This window comes from Nonomuraea recticatena, from assembly GCF_039533245.1.
GTDB lineage: Bacteria > Actinomycetota > Actinomycetes > Streptosporangiales > Streptosporangiaceae > Nonomuraea > Nonomuraea roseola.
This window is the reverse complement of sequence record NZ_BAAATE010000031.1, coordinates 1-20027: the sequence shown is the minus strand read 5'-3', so window position 1 is coordinate 20027 and position 20027 is coordinate 1. Positions and strand designations below refer to the sequence as shown.

Sequence of the window (20027 nt, the reverse complement as noted above, 5' to 3'; positions counted from 1 at the left end):
GGTCACGGCCTGTCTCCCGCCGCCCGCTCGATTGTGGGCCTCCCCCGGACAGGGGAACCTCTCCCCCTACGGGCTGACGGGAACCAGGCCGTTCTCGTAGGCGTAGATGACGACCTGCACCCGGTCGCGGACGCCGAGCTTCTGGTACAGGTGCTGGACGTGCGACTTGATCGTGCTGTCGCCGAGCACCAGCGTCCTGGCGATCTCCTCGTTGCTGTAGCCCCGCACCAGCAGCCTGAAGACCTCACGTTCGCGCTCGGTGAGCCGGTCGAGGGTCTGTGCCGAGCCCGATGACAGCTCGGGGCGCCTGGCGAACTCGTCGATCAGCCTTCGGGTCACCGAGGGCGACAGCAGCGCGTCGCCCTCGGCGGCCTCGCGGACCGCCTCCAGCAGCCTTTCGATGGGCGCGTGCTTGAGTATGAAACCGCTGGCGCCGCTGCGGAGGGCGTCGAAGAGGTGCTCGTCCTGGTCGAAGATCGTGAGGATGACGACCTTCGTCGGCTTCCTCCTGTCGAGCGCGACGATCTCCCGGGTCGCGGTCAGGCCGTTCATCCTCGGCATGTCGATGTCCATCAGCACCACGTCGGGCTGTTGCGAGCGGACCATCCGCACCGCGTCCACGCCGTTGGCGGCCTCGCCGACGACCACGATGTCGTCGGCCTTCGAGAACGTGGCGTGCAGCCCGCTGCGGATCAGCGGCTGGTCGTCCACGATCAGGACGCGGATCGTTCGCATATCCCTGCCTTTCCGGCCTGTCGCGGGATGACCGCCCGCACGACGAACGAGCCGTCGGCGTGGTGGTCGTGGACGAGGCTGCCGCGGTGTTCCTCGACCCGTTCGCGCAGGCCCTTCAGTCCGTGGCCGCCCGACCTGCTCCAGGCCGCGGCCGAGCGTCTCCACCCCCTGCTGACCACCTCGACGCACAGGTCGTCGGCGTAGGACAGGCTCAGCTCGATCCGGTCAGCACCGTACTTCAGCGCGTTCGTCAGGCTTTCCTGCGCGATGCGGAAAGCGGTGTGCGTGATGTCACTTGGAAATGTCCTTTCGGCGGCAAGATTGTCCAGGCGAAGAGTGGTCGTGCCGTCGGGCAGACGGGTCGCCAACTGCACGACCCGCGACGACAGCGGTTCAACCGAATCGCTTTCTGTTTTTCGCTCGACGGGTTTCGCCGCGGACGTGTCGCGAAGGGTGCCCAGGATGGCTCGCAGGTCGTCGAGGGTGGCCTGCGCGGTCTGGTCGATGATCTCGGCGGCGTGCCCGGCCGAGGTGGACGCCGCGCCGAGATGGCGGGCGTGCAAGGCGATGACGGTCAGGCCGTGGCCGACGCCGTCGTGCAGGTCACGGGCGATCCGCCGGCGTTCGGCGAGGATCGGGCCACGGTGTCGTCCACTCCTCCTGCGGTGTACCAGCAGCACCACCGCGAGGATGAGCGCGCTCCCCAACGCGTCTATCACGGTGTGTAACAGGAGAGTCGCTAAATATCCGGCTATGTCCCCCATGAAACGGCAGCCTACAAGAGCGCGTTAAGAAATCCCACAGGCTCTCCATAGATTAACATTCCGTACATCTTTCGCGAAACGCAGGTCCAGGTAGCACATTCCGGCCGTCCAATCAATGATTCACAGCGCTTTCACAGAACGCTCCTAGAAGCAATTCAATTCTGTACTTATCCATAAGACGAGGAGGTCCACCCGGGAGGGGAGCGCGGGGTTCGCCCTGGCGGTGGAAGACGGGCGGCGCGCGGCGCAACAGGCTGAACGGCGACGGCGCAGAGCCGTACAGACCGAAGGGAAGCCTGATGCAGCGCTACGCGATCACCTTCGAGATCCGACAGGGAACCCAGGCGGCGGTGCGTGAGCTGCTGTCCGGGTACGCGCCGCCCGAGTGGGAGACCGCCGACGGCACCCGGCTGCTGAGCACCTCGATCTTCATGAAGGACACCACGGTGATCCGGGTCATCGAGATCGACGGCAGCCTGCCGAGCGTGATGCGCCACCTGGCCGCACAGCCCAGCATCCAGAAGCTCGAACGCGAGCTCGACCCCTACCTGGCCACCCCCAGGGACATGAGCACCCCCGAGGGCGCCCGCGCCTTCTTCGTCAGCGCCCTCATGGAGCACGTCACCACCCGCGTCGCGGAGCCCGTCCGATGAGCGGGCAGGTCCTGCTCGTCACCGGCGCCACCGGCGGCCTGGGTGGCGCGGTCGTCCCCAGGCTGGCCGCGAGAGGCGACCGGCTCCTGCTGGTCGGCCGCGACAAGGACAGGCTCGCCGAGCTGGAGTCCGTCCACGGAGCGCCTGGCCGGGTGGAGACCCTGACCGCCGACGTGTCCGACCCCGAGGGCGCCAGGTCGGCGGCCGAGGAGGCCGTCACCAGGTACGGCAGGCTCGACGGCCTCGTCCACCTGGTCGGCGCCTTCAAGGCGGGCCCGCTGTTCCTCATGGACGCCGACGCCTACGAGCAGACGCTTCGCGCCAACTTCCTGTCGGCGGTCACCGCCACCCAGGCCGCCCTTCCGCACCTGGGCCAGGGCGCCAGGCTGGTCTTCTTCACCACGCCGCTGGCCGACGAGCCGCTGCCCGCGCTGTCGGCGTACGCCGCCTCGAAGGCCGCGCTGGTGGCCTGGGCGCGCTCGGTCGCGCACGAGCTCAAGCGCGGCGGCGTCCACGTGAACGTGATCAGCATGACCATGGCCGACACGCCCGACAAGCGGGCCGCCCGTCCCGACCTCAACTTCGACCACACGGTCGCGCCCGACCTCGTCGCCCGCGCCGTCGCCTTCCTCACCAGCGAGGAGGCCGACGGGCTCTACGGCGCGGTGGTGCCGGTGCTCGGCCGCTTCGAGTTCCGCTCCGACCTGTCGGGGCCGCCGCGATGACCGCCAGGATCGTCTTCCTCATCACCGTGCCGGCCGAGCGTCAGGACGACTTCCTCGTCGCCTACGAGAAGATCAGGTACCAGGTCTCAGGAGGCGTGCCCGGCCACCTGAAGGACCAGGTCTGCCAGTCGGCGACCGACCCCGAGCAGTGGCTCATCACCAGCGAGTGGCGCGAGCTGGCCGACTTCCTGGCGTGGGAGGCCACGCAGGAGCACCGCGACCTGGTCAAGCCCATGCGCGAGTGCATCACGGCGGCGAGGTCGCTGCGCTTCCTGGTCAAGGCGGAGACAGGGACGTGAACCCGCTCAGGGTGCTCGTGGCGGGCGGCGGCATCGGGGGGCTGACCGCGGCGGTGGCCCTCAGGCGCGCGGGCGCCGCGGTCACCGTCCACGAACGCGCCCCCGAGCTGCGCATGGCCCAGGCCGGTCACGGGCTCGTCCTGTGGCACAACGCCGTGCTGGCGCTGCGCGACCTCGGCCTGGAGCCGGGCGTGGAGAAGATCGGCCACGAGCTGCGCGAGCACCTGTTCAGGAACAGCGGGGGGCGCAGGCTCGCCCGCTGGTCCATGGCGAGGAAGGCGGCCGAGCTGGGGGCGCCCGTCTACAGCGTGAGCCGTCCCGACCTGCACGCGCTGCTGGTAGAGGAGGCCGGCGACGCCCTCAGGCTGGACTCGCCCTGCGGCGGGTTCTCCGCCGACGGCAGCGGCGTGACCGTCCGGGTCGGCGACGCCGAGGAGCGGGTGGACGCGCTCATCGGCGCCGACGGGCTGCGCTCGGTGGTGCGGGCGGCGCTCGTCCCGCACGAGCCGCCGCCGCGCTACGCCGGGTTCACCGCCTTCCAGGGCGTCATCGACCTGCCGGGCTCCGGCGTGCCCGAGCACACCTTCCTCAGCACCTGGGGCAGGGGCCGCTGGTTCGTCTGCTACCGGCTCACCGGCGATCTCGTCTACTGGGACGGCGTGCTGAGCGACCACATCACCGCCCCGTTCGGAACGCGCCCGCTCGACCTGCTCGCCAGGGAGTTCGGCGACTGGCCCGACCCGATCCCCCGGCTGGTCGCCGCCACCGACCCTGCCGACCTGACCACCGTCCCGATCTTCGACAGGCCGCCCATGCCGCGCTGGGTCCACGGCAGGGTGGCGCTGCTCGGCGACGCGGCGCACCCGATGACCTTCAACCTCGGACAGGGCGCGGGACAGTCGATCGAGGACGCCCTCGTCCTGGCCGAGTGCCTGAAGGGCGGCGACGTCGCCGAGGGGCTGCGCCGCTACGAGGCGCGCCGGGTGGCCCGCGCCGCCCGCATCGTCCGCAGGTCGCGGGCCAACGGCGCCCTCACCAGGTGGCGCCATCCCGTGGCGTGCGCCGCGCGCGACGCCTTCATGCGCCTGACCTTCGACCGGCTCGTCTACCGCAAGACCTACCAGCTCACCATGGAGGACACCTCATGACCGTCACAGGTCTGCCGACGGGCGTCAGCCGTACGGCGGTGCTGATCGCCCAGGCCAGGGAGGCCGAAACGGCCCGTCCCAGCGGTCTGTTCAAGGACCCGCTCGCGCGCCCTCTGGTGGAGGCCGCAGGCCGCATCAGCGGTGTGAGCGAGGCGGGCCGCCGCGCGGCCGAGCACTTCGTGCTGCGCACCCGCTACTTCGATGATCGCCTCGGCGAGGCCGTCCGCGCGGGGCTGCGGCAGGTCGTGCTACTGGCCGCGGGGCTCGACACCAGGGCCTACCGGCTCGACTGGCCCACGGGCACCCGGCTGTTCGAGGTGGACCTGCCCGACCTCATCGCCTTCAAGGACAGGGTGCTGGCCGAACACGACGCGCGGGCCCGCTGCGAGCGCATGGCCGTCGCCGCCGACCTGCGCGACGACTGGCCCGCCTCCCTCGTCTCGGCCGGCTTCGACCCTGAACGGCCGACCGCGTGGCTGGTCGAAGGCGTGCTCATGTACCTGACCCCCGAGGACGGCGCCGCCGTGCTGAAGCGGCTGAGCGAGCTGTCCGCGCCGGGCAGCAGGCTCTCCGTCGAGCACGTCAACCAGGCCTACGCCGACCAGCCGAAGATGCGGCCCGCCATGAACAAGCTGGCGGCCACGCAGGCGGCCTGGCTGTCGTCGGTGGAGGACCCCGAGCAATGGCTCGCGGCGCACGGCTGGCGGGCCGAGATCACCCACCAGGCCGACCTCGCCGTGAGCCTCGGCCGTCCCGTTCCCGCCATGGCCCACCCCGCGGTCGCGGGAGCGGCCCGTATCTGGCTCGTCGACGCCACCCGCGACTGACTGACAGGGAGACAATGATGGAATTCACCGAGAGCAACCTGCGCGACCTGCTCGCCACCGTGGGCCTGCCGTCCAGCGAGGGCGGGGAGGAGCTGGAGCGCACCTTCGACGAGCTCGGCCTCGACTCGCTGGCCAGGATGGAGCTCGCCACCCGCATCCAGGACAGGTTCGGCGTGGACGTGGAGGACCGGATCACCGCGGAGGCGACCCCCTCGCTGGTGCGCGACCTGGTCAACGAGCGACTGATCGGAGCGGTGCGATGATCGGCCACACCGACAACGCGATCGAGATCGCCGCGCCCATCGGGTTCGTCTGGGAGCAGACCAACGACGTGCGCACCTGGCCCGACCTGTTCTCCGAGTACGCCGAGGCCGAGGTGCTGGAGGAGGGCGACAACACGGTCACCTTCCGGCTGACCATGCACCCCGACGAGCAGGGCAGGGTGTGGAGCTGGGTCTCCCAGCGCACCTGGGACACCGAGTCGAGGACCGTCAGGGCGCGCAGGATCGAGACGGGCCCCTTCGAGTTCATGAACATCGCCTGGGAGTACGAGGAGCTCACCCCCGACCTCACCAGGATGCGGTGGGTGCAGGACTTCCACATGAAGCCCGACGCCCCCCTCGACACCGCCGCGATGACCGACAGGATCAACACCAACTCCGTGGCGCAGCTGAACCTCATCAAGGAGAAGGTGGAGCGCCGCCGCCGCTCGGTCGTCGGCTTCCACGACGTGCCCGCCAACACCAGGCGCGGCGGCGACCTGCGCACCCTGCTCTCCCCTGCCACCTGCGGGTCCTCCTCGGGCTTCTGCGGCGCCGTACGGCTGGCCCCTGGTGAGGGCATCTCCGAGCACTACCACCCGTACTCGGAGGAGTACCTGTTCGTCGCCTCCGGCACGCTGAAGGTCGATCTCGACGGCGAGCCTGTCACGCTCGGCCCCGAGCAGGCCCTGTTCGTGCCGCGTAACGTGCGGCACAGGCTCACCAACGTCGGCGCCGGCGACGCGCTGGCGGTCTTCCAGCTCAGCCCGCTGGCCCCCAGGCCCGAGCTCGGTCACGTCGACACCGAGCCCTACCCCGAGCAGGTGGGCACATGAGGAGGGCCGTCGTCACCGGCATCGGCGTGCTGGCGCCAGGCGGCGTGGGCAGGGAGGAGTTCTGGAGCAGGATCGTGGACGGCAAGCCCGCCGTCCGCAGGATCACCACCTTCGACCCCTCCCCCTTCAGATCGCAGATCGCCGCCGAGGTCGACTTCGACGCCGCCGCCCTGGGCCTGACGCCGAGGGAGCGCAGGCGCATGGATCGCTTCGTCCAGTTCGCCACGGTCTGCGCGGACGAGGCGCTGGCCGACTCCGGGCTCGACCTGGAGCGCTCCGACCGCGACAGGGTCGGCGTCAGCCTCGGCTCGGCCGTGGGCGCGACCATCTCGCTGGAGGAGGAGTACGTCGTGGCCAGCGACCACGGCAGGGAATGGCAGGTGGACCACCGCCACCTGCGCCCCTTCCTCTACCAGGCGCTGGTGCCCTCCAGCGCGGCCACCGAGCTGGCCGTGCGGTACGGCGCGCACGGCCCCGCCGCGGTCGTCTCGACCGGCTGCACCTCGGGCATCGACGCCATCGGCAGGGCCCTGCAGCTCATCCAGGACGGCGAGGCGGACGTGATGATCGCCGGCGCGTCCGACGCGCCGATCTCGCCCATCACCGTGGCCTGCTTCGACGCCATCAGGGCCACCACCCCCGCCAACGACGACCCCGAGGGCGCCTCCAGGCCCTTCGACGCGGGCCGTCAGGGCTTCGTGCTCGGCGAGGGCGCCGCGGTGCTGGTCGTGGAGGAGCTGGAACACGCCAGGAAGCGCGGCGCCAGGGTCTACTGCGAGATCACCGGCTACGCGGCCAGGGCCAACGGCTTCCACATGACGGGCCTGCGTCCCGACGGGGTCGAGCTGGGAGAGGCGATCGTGGACGCGCTCGGCCAGGCCAGGCTGGTGCCCGAGGACATCGGCTACATCAGCGCGCACGGCTCGGGCACCAAGCAGAACGACAGGCACGAGAGCGCCGCCTACAAGCGGGCGCTCGGCGAGCACGCCCGCAGGGTGCCGATCAGCTCGATCAAGTCGGTCGTGGGGCACTCCCTGGGCGCGATCGGCTCGATCGAGATGGCCGCCTGCGCGCTGGTGCTCGAAAGGGGCGTGGTGCCGCCCACCGCCAACCTGACCACCCCCGACCCCGAGTGCGACCTCGACTACACGCCGCTGGTCGCCCGCGAGGTCGAGGCCAGGCACGCGCTGTCGGCGGGCAGCGGGTTCGGCGGCTTCCAGTCGGCGATGATCTTCTCGGTGCCTGGAGCGGCCGCATGAGCCGCAGAAGGGCCGTCATCACCGGGCTCGGCGTCGTCGCCCCCACGGGCATCGGCGTCAGCGAGCACTGGGAGCGTTCGCTGGCGGGCGCCACCATGATCAGCCGGGTGGAGGGCTCGCCGATCAGGCTGGCTGGGCAGGTCGAGGGGTTCCGCGAGGAGGAGTTCGTCGACAGCAAGCTGCGCGTGCAGACCGACAGGTGGACCTGGTTCGCCATGGCCGCCACCCAGCTGGCGCTGGCCGACGCGGCCTTCGACCCTGCCAGGGAGAGCCCGTCGGACCTGTCGGTGGTCACCGCGGGCGGCTCGGGCGGCAACGCCTTCGGCCAGCGGGAGATCCAGGCGCTGTGGAGCCGAGGGCCGCGCTCGGTCAGCGCCTACCAGTCGATCGGCTGGTTCTACGCGGCCAGCAGCGGCCAGCTGTCCATCAGGCATCAGCTGAAGGGGGCCTGCGGGGTCCTCGTCGCCGACGCGGCCGGCGGGATCGACGCCCTGCGGGAGGCCGCCAGGCTCGTCCGCAGGGGGACCGAGGGGGTGCTCACCGGCGGCACCGAGGCGCCGCTCTCGCCGTACGCGCTGGCCTGCCAGGCCGGCGAGGAGACGGTCAGCCGCGAGAGCGACCCCGCCCGCGCCTACCGGCCCTTCGCGCCCGACGCGAGCGGGTACGTGCCGGCGGAGGGTGGGGCGATCCTGCTGGTGGAGGAGCGCGAGTCGGCGCTCGGACGGGGCGCGCCCTCGGTGTACGCCGAGATCGCGGGCACCGCGTCCACGCACGACGCGCACCACATCACCGACGCGGCGCCCGATCCCCGCCAGTACGCCAGGGCCATGCGCGAGGCGATCGCCAGGGCCGGGCTGCGCCCCGACGACATCGGTGTGGTCTTCGCCGACGGGGCGGGCACGCCTGAGCGGGACGCCCTGGAGGTCGTCGCGCTCACGGAGGTCTTCGGCTCGCGCGCGGTGCCCGTCACCGTGCCCAAGACGATGACCGGCAGGCTGTGCTCGGGCGGTGCCGCCCTCGACCTGGCCTGGGCGGCGCTTGCGCTGGCCGACCAGGTGATCCCGCCGACCGTCAACGCCGGTGCCGAGGTCGGAGGGCTCGACCTGGTGCGGGAGGCCCGCACGGTCTCCGGCCTGTCGGCGGCGCTGGTGGTCGCCAGGGGCTCGGGCGGCTTCAACTCCGCGGCGGTCCTGACCGCCGTCTGACCTCGTCCCCACCGGAACGGCCACCGCCTCTCCCCGAGGCGGTGGCCGTTCCTTCGTCCTCCCCTGCCTGCTCAGTGCACGGGCTCGGGTACGGCGGGCCGTACGTGCTCGTCCTCGGGCCTGGCGGGCGAGGGCTCGACCCGCAGCAGCCTGGCCGCCCAGCCGGGCAGCCACCAGTTCCACCTGCCCATCATGGCCACGACGGCCGGCACCAGGATCGCCCTGATGAGGGTGGCGTCCAGGGCGATGCCGAGCGCCAGGCCGCTGGCGAACACCTTCACGTCCAGCTCGGGCGTCATCGCCAGCGCGGCGAACGAGATGAACAGGATCAGCGCCGCCGACGTGACCAGCCGGCCCGTGCGCCCGACGCCCTCGATCACCGCGTGCGCGGTGCTGCCCGACCTGTCGTACTCCTCGCGCATCCTGGCCAGGATGAAGACCTCGTAGTCCATGCTCAGGCCGTACAGGAAGGCGAAGATCGTCAGCGGGACGAACTCGCCGATCGAGCCCGTCGGGTGGATGTCGAGCAGCTCCTTGGTGCCCCAGCCGTACTGCCACAGCAACACCATCGTGCCGATGACCGCGCCCAGCGACAGCAGGTTGAGCGCGATGGCCTTGAGCGGCAGCAGCAGGGACCTGAACGCCCTGGCCAGCATCACGAACGTGACGAGTGCGATCATGGCGAGCATCCACGGGAACGCGCCGTAGGTCTGCGACCTGAAGTCCATGCTCTGCGCCGCGTTGCCGCCGACCCTCGCGTTGGCGGGCACCGCGGCCCGCACCGCGGAGATCGTCGCCTCGCCCGCCGCGCTGCCGCCCTCGGCCACGGGCAGGACGGTGACCACCGCCGTGCCCGACCTGCGCCAGGCCGCGTGGTCGGGGGCCAGCACGGTCGAGACGCCCTCGACGCCCCTGATGGCCTCGACGGCGGGCGCGGGGTCACCGGTGACGAACACGTCGAAGGCGACGATGGATCCGGAGGGGATGCCCGCCTCCTTGAGCTCGGTCAGGCCTTCGTAGGCGGAGCCGCTGGTGCGCAGGCTGCCGCTCTCGGGCAGGCCGAGGTCCACCCTCGTGCCCGTGACCGCCAGGGCGACGAGCAGACCGCCGGTGAGCAGCGCGGCGGGCCAGCGCAGCCGTACGACGCCTCTGGCCCACGCCGACCACGCCCTGCCCGCCCGCGCCTCGCGGGCGAAGCGCGCCCCGCCCGCCCGCCTCCTGTCCAGCCGCTGGCCCGTGCGGGCCAGCACCACAGGAAGGACGGTCAGCGTGACCGCGACGCTCACCGCCGCGATGATCATTCCGGCGATCCCCAGGCTGCGCAGGAAAGGCACCGGCAGAACCACCATCGTGACCAGGCCGATCGCCACCGCCAGCCCGCTGAACAACACCGCCCTGCCCGCGCCCGCCATCGCCCTGTGGACCGCCTCGTCCCCCCTGTGCCCGAGCGCCTGTTCCTCCCGCCATCGGGCCACGATGAGCAGCGAGTAATCGACCGCGATTCCCAGGCCCAGCAGGGGCATCGTGGTCAGCGCCACGTCGTGGACGGTCATCACCAGCGTCAGCAGCAGGATCACGATGAAGGAGCAGAAGATGGCCAGCACGGAGATCAGCAACGGCACGAAGGCCAGCGCCGACCTGAACACCAGGAGCAGCACCACCACCGCGGCCAGCACGCCGATGCCGATCTTCGTGGGCACGTCCACGCCGCCCGCGTCCACGCTGGGCGCCAGCGCGTCGAGCCCGGTGACATGGACGGTCGAGCCCGGTGGCAGATGCGGGGTCATCGCCTTGACGATCACCGGGCTCTCGTCGGGCGTCTCACCGAGGCCGCCGCCCGGCGGGCTGCCGTCGGAGTAGGTGCCGGGGAAGACCAGGCCGAGCGTGGTCCTGCCGTCCGAGCCCACCAGTTTGGGGTCGGCGGTGTCGGCGTAGGAGACGACGCGGGCCTTGGGCAGCACCGCGGCCACCGCGGCGAACGCCTTGCCCAGGCTCTCCTTCTGGGCCGTCACCGACTGTCCCTCGGGCAGGCGCACGACCGGCACGAACGGACGCTGGTAGCCGCCGTTGCCGTAGACCTTGACGATCTCCTGGTTGGCGTCGAAGGCGGGCATCCCAGGGTGGGCGTACTCCTCCGACAGGCGCTGGATCGCCAGCGGGGTCGCGCCCATCCCCACCAGGAAGGCGACCGCGGTCAGCAGGATGACCAGGCCCTTGCGACCTAGCACGAATGCCGAGATTCTCTCCATGCGAGCAGTTGACCAGCGCGGCGACAGGCGGCTCTGTGATCTCTCTTAGAGAGCCATGTGAGTTTCCCCGATCCCTGACTCTTCGGGTCAGAATGACCACGTGAGCCGAATCCTGGTCGTCGAAGACGAACCCTATCTGGCCGATCTCGTCGCCACCGCCCTGCGTTACGAGGGGTTCGAGACGGCGGTCGCCGAGACGGGCGCGGTCGCGATGGCACTGGTCAGAAGCTTCGATCCCGATCTCATCGTGCTGGACGTGATGTTGCCCGACATTCTCGGCACCGAGGTGTGCCACCGGATCAGGCTCGCGGGGTCGCAGGTCCCCGTCGTCTTCCTCACCGCGAGGGACGCCACCGAGGACAAGGTGGGCGGGTTCACGGTGGGCGGCGACGACTACGTCACCAAGCCGTTCAGCCTGGAGGAGCTGACCGCCCGCATCCGCGCGGTGCTGCGCAGGACCGACAGGAGCGCGCCGGAGAGCGCCAGAGTGGCCTTCGCCGACCTCGTCGTGGACGACGACACCTACGAGGTCTTCCGCGCCGGCCGCAGGATCGACCTGACGCCGACGGAGTTCAAGCTGCTGCGCTTCCTGCTGGGCAACGCGGGCAAGGTGATGTCGAAGCGGCAGATCCTCGACCACGTGTGGGAGTACGACTTCGGCGGCAACGACGGCGTCGTGCAGACCTACATCAGCTACCTGCGCCGCAAGGTCGACGCGTTCGACCCGCCGCTGATCCACACGATGCCCCGCATCGGCTACGTCCTCCGGCTGCCGGTGGAGCGGTGATGTCGCTGCGCACCCGCCTGGTCCTGACCACCGTGGGCTTGGTCGCCATCGCACTCGGCCTGGTCGCGGGGGCCACGTTCGGCGCGCTGCAGGACTGGCACGGCCCCGGCAACAGCAAGCTCATGGCGCTGACCACGCCCGAGGCGTTGCTGGCCGCCTCCGAGGAGCTGACCAGCCGCATCGCCCTGGTCCTGGCGGGCACCTCGGCCTTCGCGCTGGTGTGCCTGACCGTGCTGGCCGCGCACCTGGCCAGGAGGGGGCTGCGCCCGCTCGACAGGATCGTCGAGGCCGCCGCCCACATCGGCTCGGGCGACCTCGACCGCAGGATCGAGAGCGCCCCGCCCGGCACCGAGGTCGGCAGGCTCGCTCACGCGCTCAACGCGATGCTCGTCCAGCTCGAACGGGCCTTCAGGCAGCGCGAGGCCTCCGAGGAGCGGCTGCGCCGCTTCATCGCCGACGCCTCGCACGAGCTGCGCACCCCGATCGCGACCATCCGCGGCTACGCCGAGCTGTTCAGGCGGGGCGCCCACGACAGGCCCGAGGACCTGGCCAGGGCCATGCACAGGATCGAGGCGGAGTCGGCCAGGATGGGTCTGCTGGTGGAGGAGATGCTCCTGCTGGCCAGGCTCGACCAGGGCAGGCCGCTGGAGCGGGAGCCGGTCAGCCTGGTCTCGCTGGCCGCCGACGCGGTGGCCGACACCCGCGCGGTCGATCCTTCGCGCTCCATCACCCTCGAGTACGGCACGCCCGTCGTGGTGACGGGCGACCCCGCACGGCTCAGGCAGGTCGTGGCCAACCTCCTCACCAACGTCCTGCACCACACCCCCGAGGGCACGGCGGCGAACGTGCGGGTGGCCGAGGAGGACGGCTTCGCGGTCCTCGAGGTCAGCGACGAGGGCCCGGGGCTGACCTCCGAGCAGGCCGAGCGCGTCTTCGAACGGTTCTACAGGGGCGACCACCGCCAGCCCGAGGCTCAGCGGGGCGGCGGCGCGGGGCTCGGCCTGTCGATCGTGGCCTCCGTCGTGGCCGCGCACGGAGGCCTGGCCACCGCCTCGTCGGCGCAGGACAAGGGCACCACGTTCACGGTCCGCATTCCGCTCGCTCGAGCGTGACCAGGCGGACGCCACCACCGGTGTGGACGGCCCGCACGATCTCGGCCCGCGACAGCTCCGCGACCCCGACCGTCAGGTCGGCGCGCTCCTCGCACCAGCCGACGATCGCCTCGGGCCGCACGACGGGCGCGGCGAAGTGGACGAGGCTGACGTACCAGATGTCGCGCGTCCAGCTCTCGAAAGCGCCCTTCTCCCCCAGCGCGTGGGCGAAGCGCTTCTGCAACGTGGCGAGCGTCTCGTCGGCAGGCGTGGCCCAGACCAGCACGCCGCCGTGGTGGCCGGCCACACCGCGCAGCTCCACCCGGACCGGCGGCAGCCCGCGCATCGCCTCCTCCAGCGCCGCCCCGTAGACGCGGCGGTCGGTGACGTCCTCCCTGTACGGCTCCAGCGAGCGCAGCGTCACGTGCAGCGCGTCGGGGCCATGGACCCAGTGCCCTGGCCCCACTACGGGCCTCAGCTCGCCGGCCAGTTCCACCAACCTGTCGAGCACGGCACCCGATGGCCGCAGCACCGCCGCCGCGCCCCAGCGTCTGGACCCTTCCGCCGGAGGCCGGTCGTAGGTGGCCTGTCCGGCGAGCAGCGCCGATCGGCCTCTCGCGAAGAACTCCCCGAATCGCGACATTCAGGGAGTATCGCGCAGCTCGCCCTCCAGGAGGCCCATCATCACCATGTCGTGCCACTTGCCGTCCCGGCGGAAGGACTCGCGCGCCCTCCCCTCCTCGACGAAGCCCACCTTCTCGTAGACGCGCCTGGCGCCGGTGTTCGCGTCGGCCACCCAGAGCGTGATGCGGTGCAGCCGCATCCTGTCGAAGCCGTACCTGCAGATCAGCCGGACGGCCTCGGTGCCGAAGCCGCGGCCCCAGCAGTCCTTCTCTCCGAGGTAGACGTCGAGCTCGGCGTCGCCCGTCTCCGGTTCGGCGCCGCTCAGCCGCACCAGGCCGATCAGCCTGCCGTCCTCGAGGCTCTCCACGCCGAGCAGCACGTTGTCGTAGGAGTTGCGGTCGCGGGCCTCGCAGCGGGCCACGGTCTGGGCGAGCGTCTCGGGGTAGCCCTCATCCATCCAGCGCATCACCTCGGGGTCGCTGTTCCAGCGCCAGAGTGTCTCGGCCTCGTGGGGCTCCATGGGACGCAGTCGGATGCGTGTGCCTCTGAGCATGGCGAAAAGGGGATCACCTCATGGCAGAGGCCCGCAACCGAATTGATCGCGGGCCTCTGCGCGGGATCAGTCGACGACGGTGATGCGGTCGGTCGCGGGAGGAGCGACAGGGCTGTGCTTGCCCAGGTAGTCGACGAACGCGTCGATGTCCAGCGGGCCGCTCCACAGGTCGGTGCCGTTCTTGAGCTCGGCGAAGGCGTCACCGCCGCCGACGAGGAAGTTGTTCACCGCCACGCGGATCGACTGGGTGTCGGTCACCGCGACGCCGTCGATCTTCATGGCCGACACCTTCGAGCCCCACGGGGCGCTCCTGCTGTAGGTGTAGGTGAAGTTCGACGAGGGCTGCAGGATCTTGGTGAACGCCTGGTTGTTGGGACCGCCGACGAACTGCTGCTCGAGGACGGTCTTGAGCTGCGCGCCGGTCAACGTGATGACCTGGGTGAGATTGTTGAACGGCTGGACGGCGAACGCCTCGCCGTACGTCACGACGCCGTCGCCCTCACCCGCGGGGGAGCTCGGGTGGTTGAGAGGCATGCGCACGCCGCCGGGGTTCATGAACGCGATCTGCGCGTTGCCACCGGTCCTGGTCGCCTCGAGCTGGCTGTCGGCGATGAGGTTGCCGAGCGGCAGCTCGCCCGAGGGAGCGGCGGTCGTGCCGATCTCCGCGGTGATCCTGCCGACCTGCTTGTTCGCGATGTCCGCGCTGCGGGCCTTCCACAGGGCCACCGAGTCGGCGACGGCCCTGTCCTCCGGCACGTCACGGGTGACGACGTGGTTGGCGGCCGCCACGGTCGAGCGGACGACGTCCCTGGTGCGCTTGTCGACCTGGAAGTCGATCTGGGTCAGCACGCGGCCGAAGGAGGAGCCCTGCGTGTAGTAGCGCGGCTGCCCTGCGGGGTCGGTCGTCTTGCACACGTAGGCCTGGTGCGAGTGGCCGCTGACCACCACGTCCACCTGCGGGTCGAGGCCGCTCGCGATCCGCGAGCCGTTGCCCGGGGTGACCGAGCAGGCGCTCGGGTCCTGGTTCGGGGTGACCTGGTCGCCCTCGTGGACCAGCACGACCTGGGCCTTGACGCCCTGGCGGGCCAGCAGCCTGGAGACCTTGTTGGCCGCGGCCACCTCTTCGGTGAACTTCAGGCCCTGGATGCCGGAGGAGGAGACGATCGTCGGGGTGGTGGCCGTCACCAGGCCGATGAAGCCCACCTTCACGCCGTTGACGCTCTTCACGAAGTACGGCGGCAGCGCGTACCTGTCGTTGCGCTCCTTCAGCACGTTCGCGCCGAGGAAGTCGAAGTCGGTGCCCTCCCACTCGCCGGCGGGCGAGCAGCCGTCGACGGGGTGGCAGCCGCCCTTCATCAGGCGCTGGAGCTCGGTGTAGCCCTCGTCGAACTCGTGGTTGCCCGCCGAGGAGGCCTTCAGCCCCATCTGGCCGAGCACGTCGAGCGTCGGCTCGTCGTGGTAGGCGGCCGAGATCAGCGGGGAGGCGCCGATGAGGTCGCCGGCAGCCACCACCATGGTGTTGCGGCCGGTGTGCTGCTTGAGGTGGGTGGCGAGGTAGGCGGCCCCGCCCGCGATGGAGTACCTGCCGCCGACGATGCCGGTCAGCTTGCCGTCGGCGTCGACCAGCGGTCCCTTGGGGTCGAGGATGCGGCTGGCGGACCCGCTCGGCGGCTCCAGGTTGCCGTGAAGGTCGTTGATCGTCAGCAGGCGGACGGGCACCGTCCGCTCGGGCCTGGCCGCGTCGGCAGGTCCCGCCACGAGCGTGACGCCGCCCATGGCGATGGCCCCCGCGAGAACGAGCGGGAGGAAGGAGCGAGAGGTCATGCCTGCAGACGTTACGGAACGAAGCTATGCGGCAGACGTCTGAAAGGTAACGATTCATCGGCCCCCCACATGGCGTTATTTGCCAGTCGGCAGCCTAGAGTTCGATCTATGACAGTGCGCGTGGTGGATCGGGGACGGCTCGATGACAGGGAAACAGCCGACGTGCTGGACGTCGTCGAGGCGGCGACGGAGGCCGACGGGGCGCGTCCGCTCAACGAGCACGTGATGCTGCACCTGCGCTACGGCGGCGACGAGCGGGCCCGCTCGCTGCTGCTCTACTCCGGCGCCTCGCTGGCCGGCTACGCGCACGTGGACCCGACCGACGAGGTCGAGGGGCCCAGCGGCGAACTGGTAGTCCACCCGGCGTTCCGTCGTCAGGGACACGGCGCGACGCTGCTGCGGGCCGTACTGGAGGTCTCGGGAGGGCGGCTGCGGCTGTGGGCGCACGGCGACCACACGGGCGCGGCCGCGCTGGCGGCCTCGGCGGGCTTCGAGCGGATGCGCTCGCTGTGGCAGATGCGCCGCTCCCTGTTCGCGCCCCTGCCCCCTTCCTCCCTGCCCGAAGGGGTACGGCTGCGCACGTTCGTGCCGGGCCAGGACGAGGAGGCGTGGCTCAAGGTGAACGCCGCCGCCTTCGCCCACCACCCCGAGCAGGGCGGGTGGACCCTCGACGACGTGCGGCTGCGCGAGAGCGAGCCCTGGTTCGACCCGGAGGGGTTCTTCCTCGCCTATCGCGACGGGCGGCTGGTCGGCTTCCACTGGACGAAGATCCACGGATCCTCCTCCGAGGAGCACGGCCACGAGCCCCTCGGCGAGGTCTACGTCGTGGGGGTGGATCCCTCACAGCAGGGCACCGGCCTGGGCAGGGCGCTCACCCTGGCCGGTCTTCGCCATCTACGCTCGCGCGGCCTCGCCCAGGCGATGCTCTACGTGGACGAGGCCAACACGGCGGCGATCAGGCTGTACGAGTCCCTCGGTTTCAACCGATGGGACGTCGACGTGATGTACGCGGCTACTCGATGAGCCAGTGGAGGATGTAGTACGACACAGCGGCCACCAGCGCCGCCGCGGGGATCGTGAGGATCCACGCGGTCACGATGTTGCCCGCCACGCCCCACCGCACGGCAGAGAGCCGCTTGGTGGCACCGACGCCCATGATGGCGCTGGTGATGGTGTGGGTGGTGGAGATGGGAGCGCCGAAACCGATCGCCGCGACGTACAGGACGGTCGAGGCCGCGGCCTCGGCCGCGAAGCCCTGCGGGGGGTCGAGGGCGATGATCCGCCGTCCCAGCGTGCGCATGATGCGCCAGCCACCGGCGTACGTTCCCAGCGAGATGGCACCGGCCGCGGCCAGGATCACCCACTGCGGAATCGGGTCCGCCGGCGCGGCGTAGCCGCCGACGACCAGCGCGAGGAAGATCACGCCCATCGTCTTCTGCGCGTCCTGCAGGCCGTGCCCGAGCGCCATCGCGGCGGCCGAGACGGTCTGCGCGTAGCGGAAGCCCCTGTTGGCTTTTCCTGGTTGCGCGTTGCGGAAGATCCAATAGATTGCGATCATGATCGTGGCGGCGAGCGAGAACCCGACCATCGGGGACAGGATCATCGGGATGACGACCTTCTCCAGCACGCCGTCCCAGTGCACCAGGCTGGCCGAGGCCAGCGCGGCACCCACCAGACCACCGATGAGCGCGTGGCTGGAGGAGGAGGGCAGGCCGAAGTACCAGGTGACGAGGTTCCAGGTGATCGCGCCGATCAGCGCGGCCGCCACCACGACCAGACCGTGGGTGCCCTCTGGCGCGTCGATGATCCCCTTGCCGACCGTCTGGGCGACCTGAGTGCCCAGATGGGCGCCGATGAAGTTCATCCCCGCGGCCAGGAAGAGCGCCGCGCGCGGGGTGAGCGCGCGGGTCGACACCGAGGTCGCGATGGCGTTCGCCGCGTCGTGGAAGCCGTTGGTGTAGTCGAAGACCAGTGACACGACCACCACGCCGATGACGAGGGCGAGCGTGAGGTCCACTTAGCTTTCCTTGACCGCGATCGACTCGACCGTGTTCGCCACGTGCTCGAAGGCGTCCGCGGCTTCCTCCAGGCGGTCGATGACCTCCTTCATCTTCATGACGGTGAGCGCGTCGTACTCACCACTGAAGAGCTTGGCCAGAAGCTTCCTGTAGACCTGGTCGCCCTGGTTCTCCAGGCGGTTGACCTCGATCCAGTACTCGTTGAGGTTCTTCATCGAGCGCAGGCGCGGCATGGCTTCCGCTGTCAGTTCGGCCGCCCGTTCCAGCACCTCCACCTGCCTGACGACGTCCTTCGGCAGGTGGTCGATCTGATACAGGACGATGAGGTCGGACGCCTCTTCCATGGCGTCCATCACATCGTCGAGGTTCGAGGCGAGGCGATAGATGTCCTCACGGTCAAAAGGCGTGATGAAGCTCTCGTTGAGCCGGTTCATGATCGCATGAGTGCGTTCGTCACCGGCGTGCTCGCAGGCGCGCATCTTCTCGGCCAGGGCTTCCCTGTCCGAACCGTCGCTGATGATCTCCACCAGCAACCGCGATGCCGTGACCAGGTTGTTCGCTGAGTCGGCGAACAGGTCGTAGTAGCTGTCCTCACGAGGCGTGAGACGCAGGCGCACGTCGTTCTCCAGATGTGCGGGGATGGTCCGCAGAGAAGGGTACGGGTTACCAGCGGAAATGCGAACTTCATGGTGCGCACACCCACTCTTCTCCCTCTCGCTACCCCTCGTATGATCTGCGACACCGGGTTCGGGAGTACTTTGGGGGGTATTTTGCTCGTGGCCGCTTTGCCCAGGTTTGGGCGCCTGATAAGGGCGTTCAGATGAGCGTGCGGTGGAAGTTCTTGAAGCTGCGCGAGGGCGTGGGGCCGCGCTGACCCTGGTAGCGCGAGCCGTACTTCGCCGAGCCGTACGGGTGCTCGGCGGGAGAGCTCAACCGGAACATGCACAGCTGCCCGATCTTCATCCCCGGCCACAGCTTGATCGGCAGCGTGGCCACATTGGACAGCTCCAGCGTCACGTGCCCGGAGAAGCCGGGGTCGATGAAGCCGGCCGTCGAGTGCGTCAGCAGACCCAGCCTGCCGAGAGAGCTCTTCCCCTCCAGCCGGCTCGCCAGGTCGTCGGGGAGGGTGATCACTTCGTAGGTGCTCGCGAGCACGAACTCGCCGGGGTGCAGAATGAAAGGCTCATCCCCCTCCGGCTCCACCTGACGGGTGAGGTCGGGCTGCTCCACGGCGGGATCGATGTGGGGGTAGCGGTGGTTCTCGAACACCCTGAAGAAGCGGTCGAGCCGCACGTCGATGCTGGATGGTTGGATCATTGCCTTGTCGAACGGGTCGAGACTGACCCGGCCGGACTCGATTTCGGCGAGGATGTCTCGGTCAGAAAGCAGCACGGAGAGCAACTTACCGTGTGCGACAGTGAAGTCGGCTGGGGCGGGGTTGCTTGAGTGGGCGGGATTTCCGCTACAGTGGTGGGCGCGGCGATCGCCGATGCGGGTGTAGTTCAATGGCAGAACATCAGCTTCCCAAGCTGACAGCGCGGGTTCGATTCCCGTCACCCGCTCTCAGCGTGATAGTCCAGGTCGGATGCGAAACCCGAGACCTGGGCTTTCTTGATCGCCTTAGCCCAGATCGTGGTGGAAGCGCTCCTCCTGAACTGGGCCCCGTGCTCGCTTACCAAGCCAACCCGTCAGTCATCGGACATGTGACAGCGCTCCCAGATGCCGGCCTTCCTGCCCTTCACCCATACAGGCGGCGACCACATGCACGGTTCCTCCTCTTCTCCGATGGTGCTCACCGCGATCTCTGCCTCATCTTGCGGTGAGACCTCGAAGTAACCGTCATAGAACGGTTCGGCGAAGTCGCGGGCAATCGACTCCGCGAGCCACGACGCGAAGGTGATGTCCTGAGGGAAGAGCGCATGATCCAAGCAGCACAGGTTGGGGTCCCATCCCCACCTCGCGCTCTCGGGATCGCGGCAATCCAGCAGTGACGCGATTGCACACCCCCAGTCCAACAACTGGATCATGCCCGCGCATCGTCCGTGGGACTCGGTTCGAAACGCCAACGCCGATTCAGTGACCCCTTTTCATCCTCCGGCGGCGGGTGCTGATCACGGCATGATCGCGGGTCCGGTGTTCGCCTGATGACGTAGCAGAGCCCCTGGTAGAC

General features: G+C 69.9%; 22 protein-coding genes and 1 tRNA gene. 13 read left to right on the top strand and 10 right to left on the bottom strand.

The window, feature by feature from the left end:
- Positions 1–66 precede the first annotated feature (66 nt).
- Together ABFX50_RS39280 and ABFX50_RS39275 are read right to left on the bottom strand one after the other, a co-directional pair.
- The gene (locus ABFX50_RS39280) at positions 67–735 is read right to left on the bottom strand and encodes a response regulator (protein WP_183651339.1); all 669 of its coding nucleotides are present in this window, start codon (positions 733–735) and stop codon (positions 67–69) included.
- Positions 714–1499: a sensor histidine kinase gene (locus ABFX50_RS39275; protein ID WP_346153903.1), complete on the bottom strand. Its 786-nt coding sequence runs from the start codon at positions 1497–1499 to the stop codon at positions 714–716. The genes ABFX50_RS39280 and ABFX50_RS39275 overlap by 22 nt, the downstream gene beginning before the upstream one ends.
- A gap of 299 nt (positions 1500–1798) precedes the next feature.
- Between ABFX50_RS39275 and ABFX50_RS39270 the strand changes: the two genes are divergently transcribed.
- From ABFX50_RS39270 to ABFX50_RS39230, 9 genes are read left to right on the top strand one after another with little or no spacing between them, the layout of a single operon-like run.
- The gene (locus ABFX50_RS39270; protein ID WP_183651345.1) at positions 1799–2152 is read left to right on the top strand and encodes a SchA/CurD-like domain-containing protein; all 354 of its coding nucleotides are present in this window, start codon (positions 1799–1801) and stop codon (positions 2150–2152) included.
- The gene (locus tag ABFX50_RS39265) at positions 2149–2877 is read left to right on the top strand and encodes an SDR family NAD(P)-dependent oxidoreductase (RefSeq protein WP_346153901.1); all 729 of its coding nucleotides are present in this window, start codon (positions 2149–2151) and stop codon (positions 2875–2877) included. The genes ABFX50_RS39270 and ABFX50_RS39265 overlap by 4 nt, the downstream gene beginning before the upstream one ends.
- Complete coding sequence (locus ABFX50_RS39260) at positions 2874–3176, top strand: antibiotic biosynthesis monooxygenase family protein (protein WP_183651349.1); 303 nt, start codon at positions 2874–2876, stop codon at positions 3174–3176. The genes ABFX50_RS39265 and ABFX50_RS39260 overlap by 4 nt, the downstream gene beginning before the upstream one ends.
- Complete coding sequence (locus tag ABFX50_RS39255; RefSeq protein ID WP_346153899.1) at positions 3173–4324, top strand: FAD-dependent monooxygenase; 1152 nt, start codon at positions 3173–3175, stop codon at positions 4322–4324. Before ABFX50_RS39260 ends, ABFX50_RS39255 begins: the two co-directional genes overlap by 4 nt.
- Complete coding sequence (locus ABFX50_RS39250) at positions 4321–5151, top strand: SAM-dependent methyltransferase (protein WP_346153897.1); 831 nt, start codon at positions 4321–4323, stop codon at positions 5149–5151. Before ABFX50_RS39255 ends, ABFX50_RS39250 begins: the two co-directional genes overlap by 4 nt.
- Before the next feature lie 17 nt (positions 5152–5168).
- Positions 5169–5414, top strand: coding sequence for an acyl carrier protein (locus ABFX50_RS39245; RefSeq protein WP_346126491.1), 246 nt, complete (start codon positions 5169–5171; stop codon positions 5412–5414).
- Positions 5411–6247 carry a cupin domain-containing protein gene (locus ABFX50_RS39240; RefSeq protein ID WP_346153895.1) on the top strand — a complete coding sequence of 279 codons (837 nt, stop codon included), beginning with the start codon at positions 5411–5413 and terminating at the stop codon, positions 6245–6247. Before ABFX50_RS39245 ends, ABFX50_RS39240 begins: the two co-directional genes overlap by 4 nt.
- Positions 6244–7506, top strand: a complete 1263-nt coding sequence (locus tag ABFX50_RS39235) for a beta-ketoacyl-[acyl-carrier-protein] synthase family protein (protein WP_346153893.1) — start codon at positions 6244–6246, stop codon at positions 7504–7506. Before ABFX50_RS39240 ends, ABFX50_RS39235 begins: the two co-directional genes overlap by 4 nt.
- Entirely contained in the window at positions 7503–8711 is a 1209-nt protein-coding gene (locus ABFX50_RS39230) for a beta-ketoacyl synthase N-terminal-like domain-containing protein (protein ID WP_346153891.1), read from the top strand. Before ABFX50_RS39235 ends, ABFX50_RS39230 begins: the two co-directional genes overlap by 4 nt.
- 71 nt (positions 8712–8782) lie before the next feature.
- Here ABFX50_RS39230 and ABFX50_RS39225 read toward each other — a convergent pair whose 3' ends face one another.
- Positions 8783–10960: an MMPL family transporter gene (locus ABFX50_RS39225; protein ID WP_346153889.1), complete on the bottom strand. Its 2178-nt coding sequence runs from the start codon at positions 10958–10960 to the stop codon at positions 8783–8785.
- A 100-nt stretch (positions 10961–11060) separates the two neighbouring features.
- On the opposite strand from ABFX50_RS39225, the gene ABFX50_RS39220 reads away from it, so the two are divergent.
- The gene (locus tag ABFX50_RS39220) at positions 11061–11747 is read left to right on the top strand and encodes a response regulator transcription factor (protein WP_183651371.1); all 687 of its coding nucleotides are present in this window, start codon (positions 11061–11063) and stop codon (positions 11745–11747) included.
- Positions 11747–12859, top strand: a complete 1113-nt coding sequence (locus ABFX50_RS39215) for a sensor histidine kinase (RefSeq protein WP_183651373.1) — start codon at positions 11747–11749, stop codon at positions 12857–12859. Before ABFX50_RS39220 ends, ABFX50_RS39215 begins: the two co-directional genes overlap by 1 nt.
- On the opposite strand, the gene ABFX50_RS39210 is transcribed toward ABFX50_RS39215, so the two are convergent.
- From ABFX50_RS39210 to ABFX50_RS39200, 3 genes are all read right to left on the bottom strand, one after another.
- Entirely contained in the window at positions 12828–13481 is a 654-nt protein-coding gene (locus ABFX50_RS39210) for a 2'-5' RNA ligase family protein (protein WP_346153887.1), read from the bottom strand. The genes ABFX50_RS39215 and ABFX50_RS39210 overlap by 32 nt on opposite strands.
- Positions 13482–14015 (bottom strand): GNAT family N-acetyltransferase, encoded by a 534-nt coding sequence (locus ABFX50_RS39205; RefSeq protein WP_346153886.1) that lies wholly within the window; start codon positions 14013–14015, stop codon positions 13482–13484.
- 66 nt (positions 14016–14081) lie between these two features.
- Positions 14082–15839 (bottom strand): bifunctional metallophosphatase/5'-nucleotidase, encoded by a 1758-nt coding sequence (locus ABFX50_RS39200; RefSeq protein WP_346153884.1) that lies wholly within the window; start codon positions 15837–15839, stop codon positions 14082–14084.
- Between the two features lie 108 nt (positions 15840–15947).
- Here ABFX50_RS39200 and mshD point away from each other — a divergent pair, with 108 nt between their 5' ends.
- The gene (gene mshD, locus ABFX50_RS39195; RefSeq protein WP_346153882.1) at positions 15948–16862 is read left to right on the top strand and encodes a mycothiol synthase; all 915 of its coding nucleotides are present in this window, start codon (positions 15948–15950) and stop codon (positions 16860–16862) included.
- Here mshD and ABFX50_RS39190 read toward each other — a convergent pair.
- From ABFX50_RS39190 to dcd, 3 genes are all read right to left on the bottom strand, one after another.
- Complete coding sequence (locus ABFX50_RS39190; RefSeq protein ID WP_183651385.1) at positions 16852–17856, bottom strand: inorganic phosphate transporter; 1005 nt, start codon at positions 17854–17856, stop codon at positions 16852–16854. The genes mshD and ABFX50_RS39190 overlap by 11 nt on opposite strands.
- Complete coding sequence (locus ABFX50_RS39185) at positions 17857–18474, bottom strand: DUF47 domain-containing protein (protein ID WP_183651388.1); 618 nt, start codon at positions 18472–18474, stop codon at positions 17857–17859.
- A gap of 199 nt (positions 18475–18673) precedes the next feature.
- The gene (gene dcd / locus ABFX50_RS39180; RefSeq protein WP_183651391.1) at positions 18674–19249 is read right to left on the bottom strand and encodes a dCTP deaminase; all 576 of its coding nucleotides are present in this window, start codon (positions 19247–19249) and stop codon (positions 18674–18676) included.
- Between the two features lie 99 nt (positions 19250–19348).
- Here dcd and ABFX50_RS39175 point away from each other — a divergent pair.
- A tRNA-Gly gene (locus ABFX50_RS39175) sits at positions 19349–19419 on the top strand.
- A gap of 126 nt (positions 19420–19545) precedes the next feature.
- Here ABFX50_RS39175 and ABFX50_RS39170 read toward each other — a convergent pair.
- Positions 19546–19884 (bottom strand): hypothetical protein, encoded by a 339-nt coding sequence (locus ABFX50_RS39170; RefSeq protein ID WP_346153879.1) that lies wholly within the window; start codon positions 19882–19884, stop codon positions 19546–19548.
- Between the last annotated feature and the right edge of the window lie 143 nt (positions 19885–20027).

Bases quoted from the DNA above. Each gene is read 5' to 3' on its own strand.
- ABFX50_RS39280 (WP_183651339.1), bottom strand. From the start codon at position 735: ATGCGAACGATCCGCGTCCTGATCGTGGACGACCAGCCGCTGATCCGC.
- ABFX50_RS39275 (WP_346153903.1), bottom strand. From the start codon at position 1,499: ATGGGGGACATAGCCGGATATTTAGCGACTCTCCTGTTACACACCGTG.
- ABFX50_RS39270 (WP_183651345.1), top strand. From the start codon at position 1,799: ATGCAGCGCTACGCGATCACCTTCGAGATCCGACAGGGAACCCAGGCG.
- ABFX50_RS39265 (WP_346153901.1), top strand. From the start codon at position 2,149: ATGAGCGGGCAGGTCCTGCTCGTCACCGGCGCCACCGGCGGCCTGGGT.
- ABFX50_RS39260 (WP_183651349.1), top strand. From the start codon at position 2,874: ATGACCGCCAGGATCGTCTTCCTCATCACCGTGCCGGCCGAGCGTCAG.
- ABFX50_RS39250 (WP_346153897.1), top strand. From the start codon at position 4,321: ATGACCGTCACAGGTCTGCCGACGGGCGTCAGCCGTACGGCGGTGCTG.
- ABFX50_RS39245 (WP_346126491.1), top strand. From the start codon at position 5,169: ATGGAATTCACCGAGAGCAACCTGCGCGACCTGCTCGCCACCGTGGGC.
- ABFX50_RS39240 (WP_346153895.1), top strand. From the start codon at position 5,411: ATGATCGGCCACACCGACAACGCGATCGAGATCGCCGCGCCCATCGGG.
- ABFX50_RS39235 (WP_346153893.1), top strand. From the start codon at position 6,244: ATGAGGAGGGCCGTCGTCACCGGCATCGGCGTGCTGGCGCCAGGCGGC.
- ABFX50_RS39230 (WP_346153891.1), top strand. From the start codon at position 7,503: ATGAGCCGCAGAAGGGCCGTCATCACCGGGCTCGGCGTCGTCGCCCCC.
- ABFX50_RS39225 (WP_346153889.1), bottom strand. From the start codon at position 10,960: ATGGAGAGAATCTCGGCATTCGTGCTAGGTCGCAAGGGCCTGGTCATC.
- ABFX50_RS39215 (WP_183651373.1), top strand. From the start codon at position 11,747: ATGTCGCTGCGCACCCGCCTGGTCCTGACCACCGTGGGCTTGGTCGCC.
- ABFX50_RS39210 (WP_346153887.1), bottom strand. From the start codon at position 13,481: ATGTCGCGATTCGGGGAGTTCTTCGCGAGAGGCCGATCGGCGCTGCTC.
- ABFX50_RS39205 (WP_346153886.1), bottom strand. From the start codon at position 14,015: ATGCTCAGAGGCACACGCATCCGACTGCGTCCCATGGAGCCCCACGAG.
- ABFX50_RS39200 (WP_346153884.1), bottom strand. From the start codon at position 15,839: ATGACCTCTCGCTCCTTCCTCCCGCTCGTTCTCGCGGGGGCCATCGCC.
- mshD (WP_346153882.1), top strand. From the start codon at position 15,948: ATGACAGTGCGCGTGGTGGATCGGGGACGGCTCGATGACAGGGAAACA.
- ABFX50_RS39170 (WP_346153879.1), bottom strand. From the start codon at position 19,884: ATGATCCAGTTGTTGGACTGGGGGTGTGCAATCGCGTCACTGCTGGAT.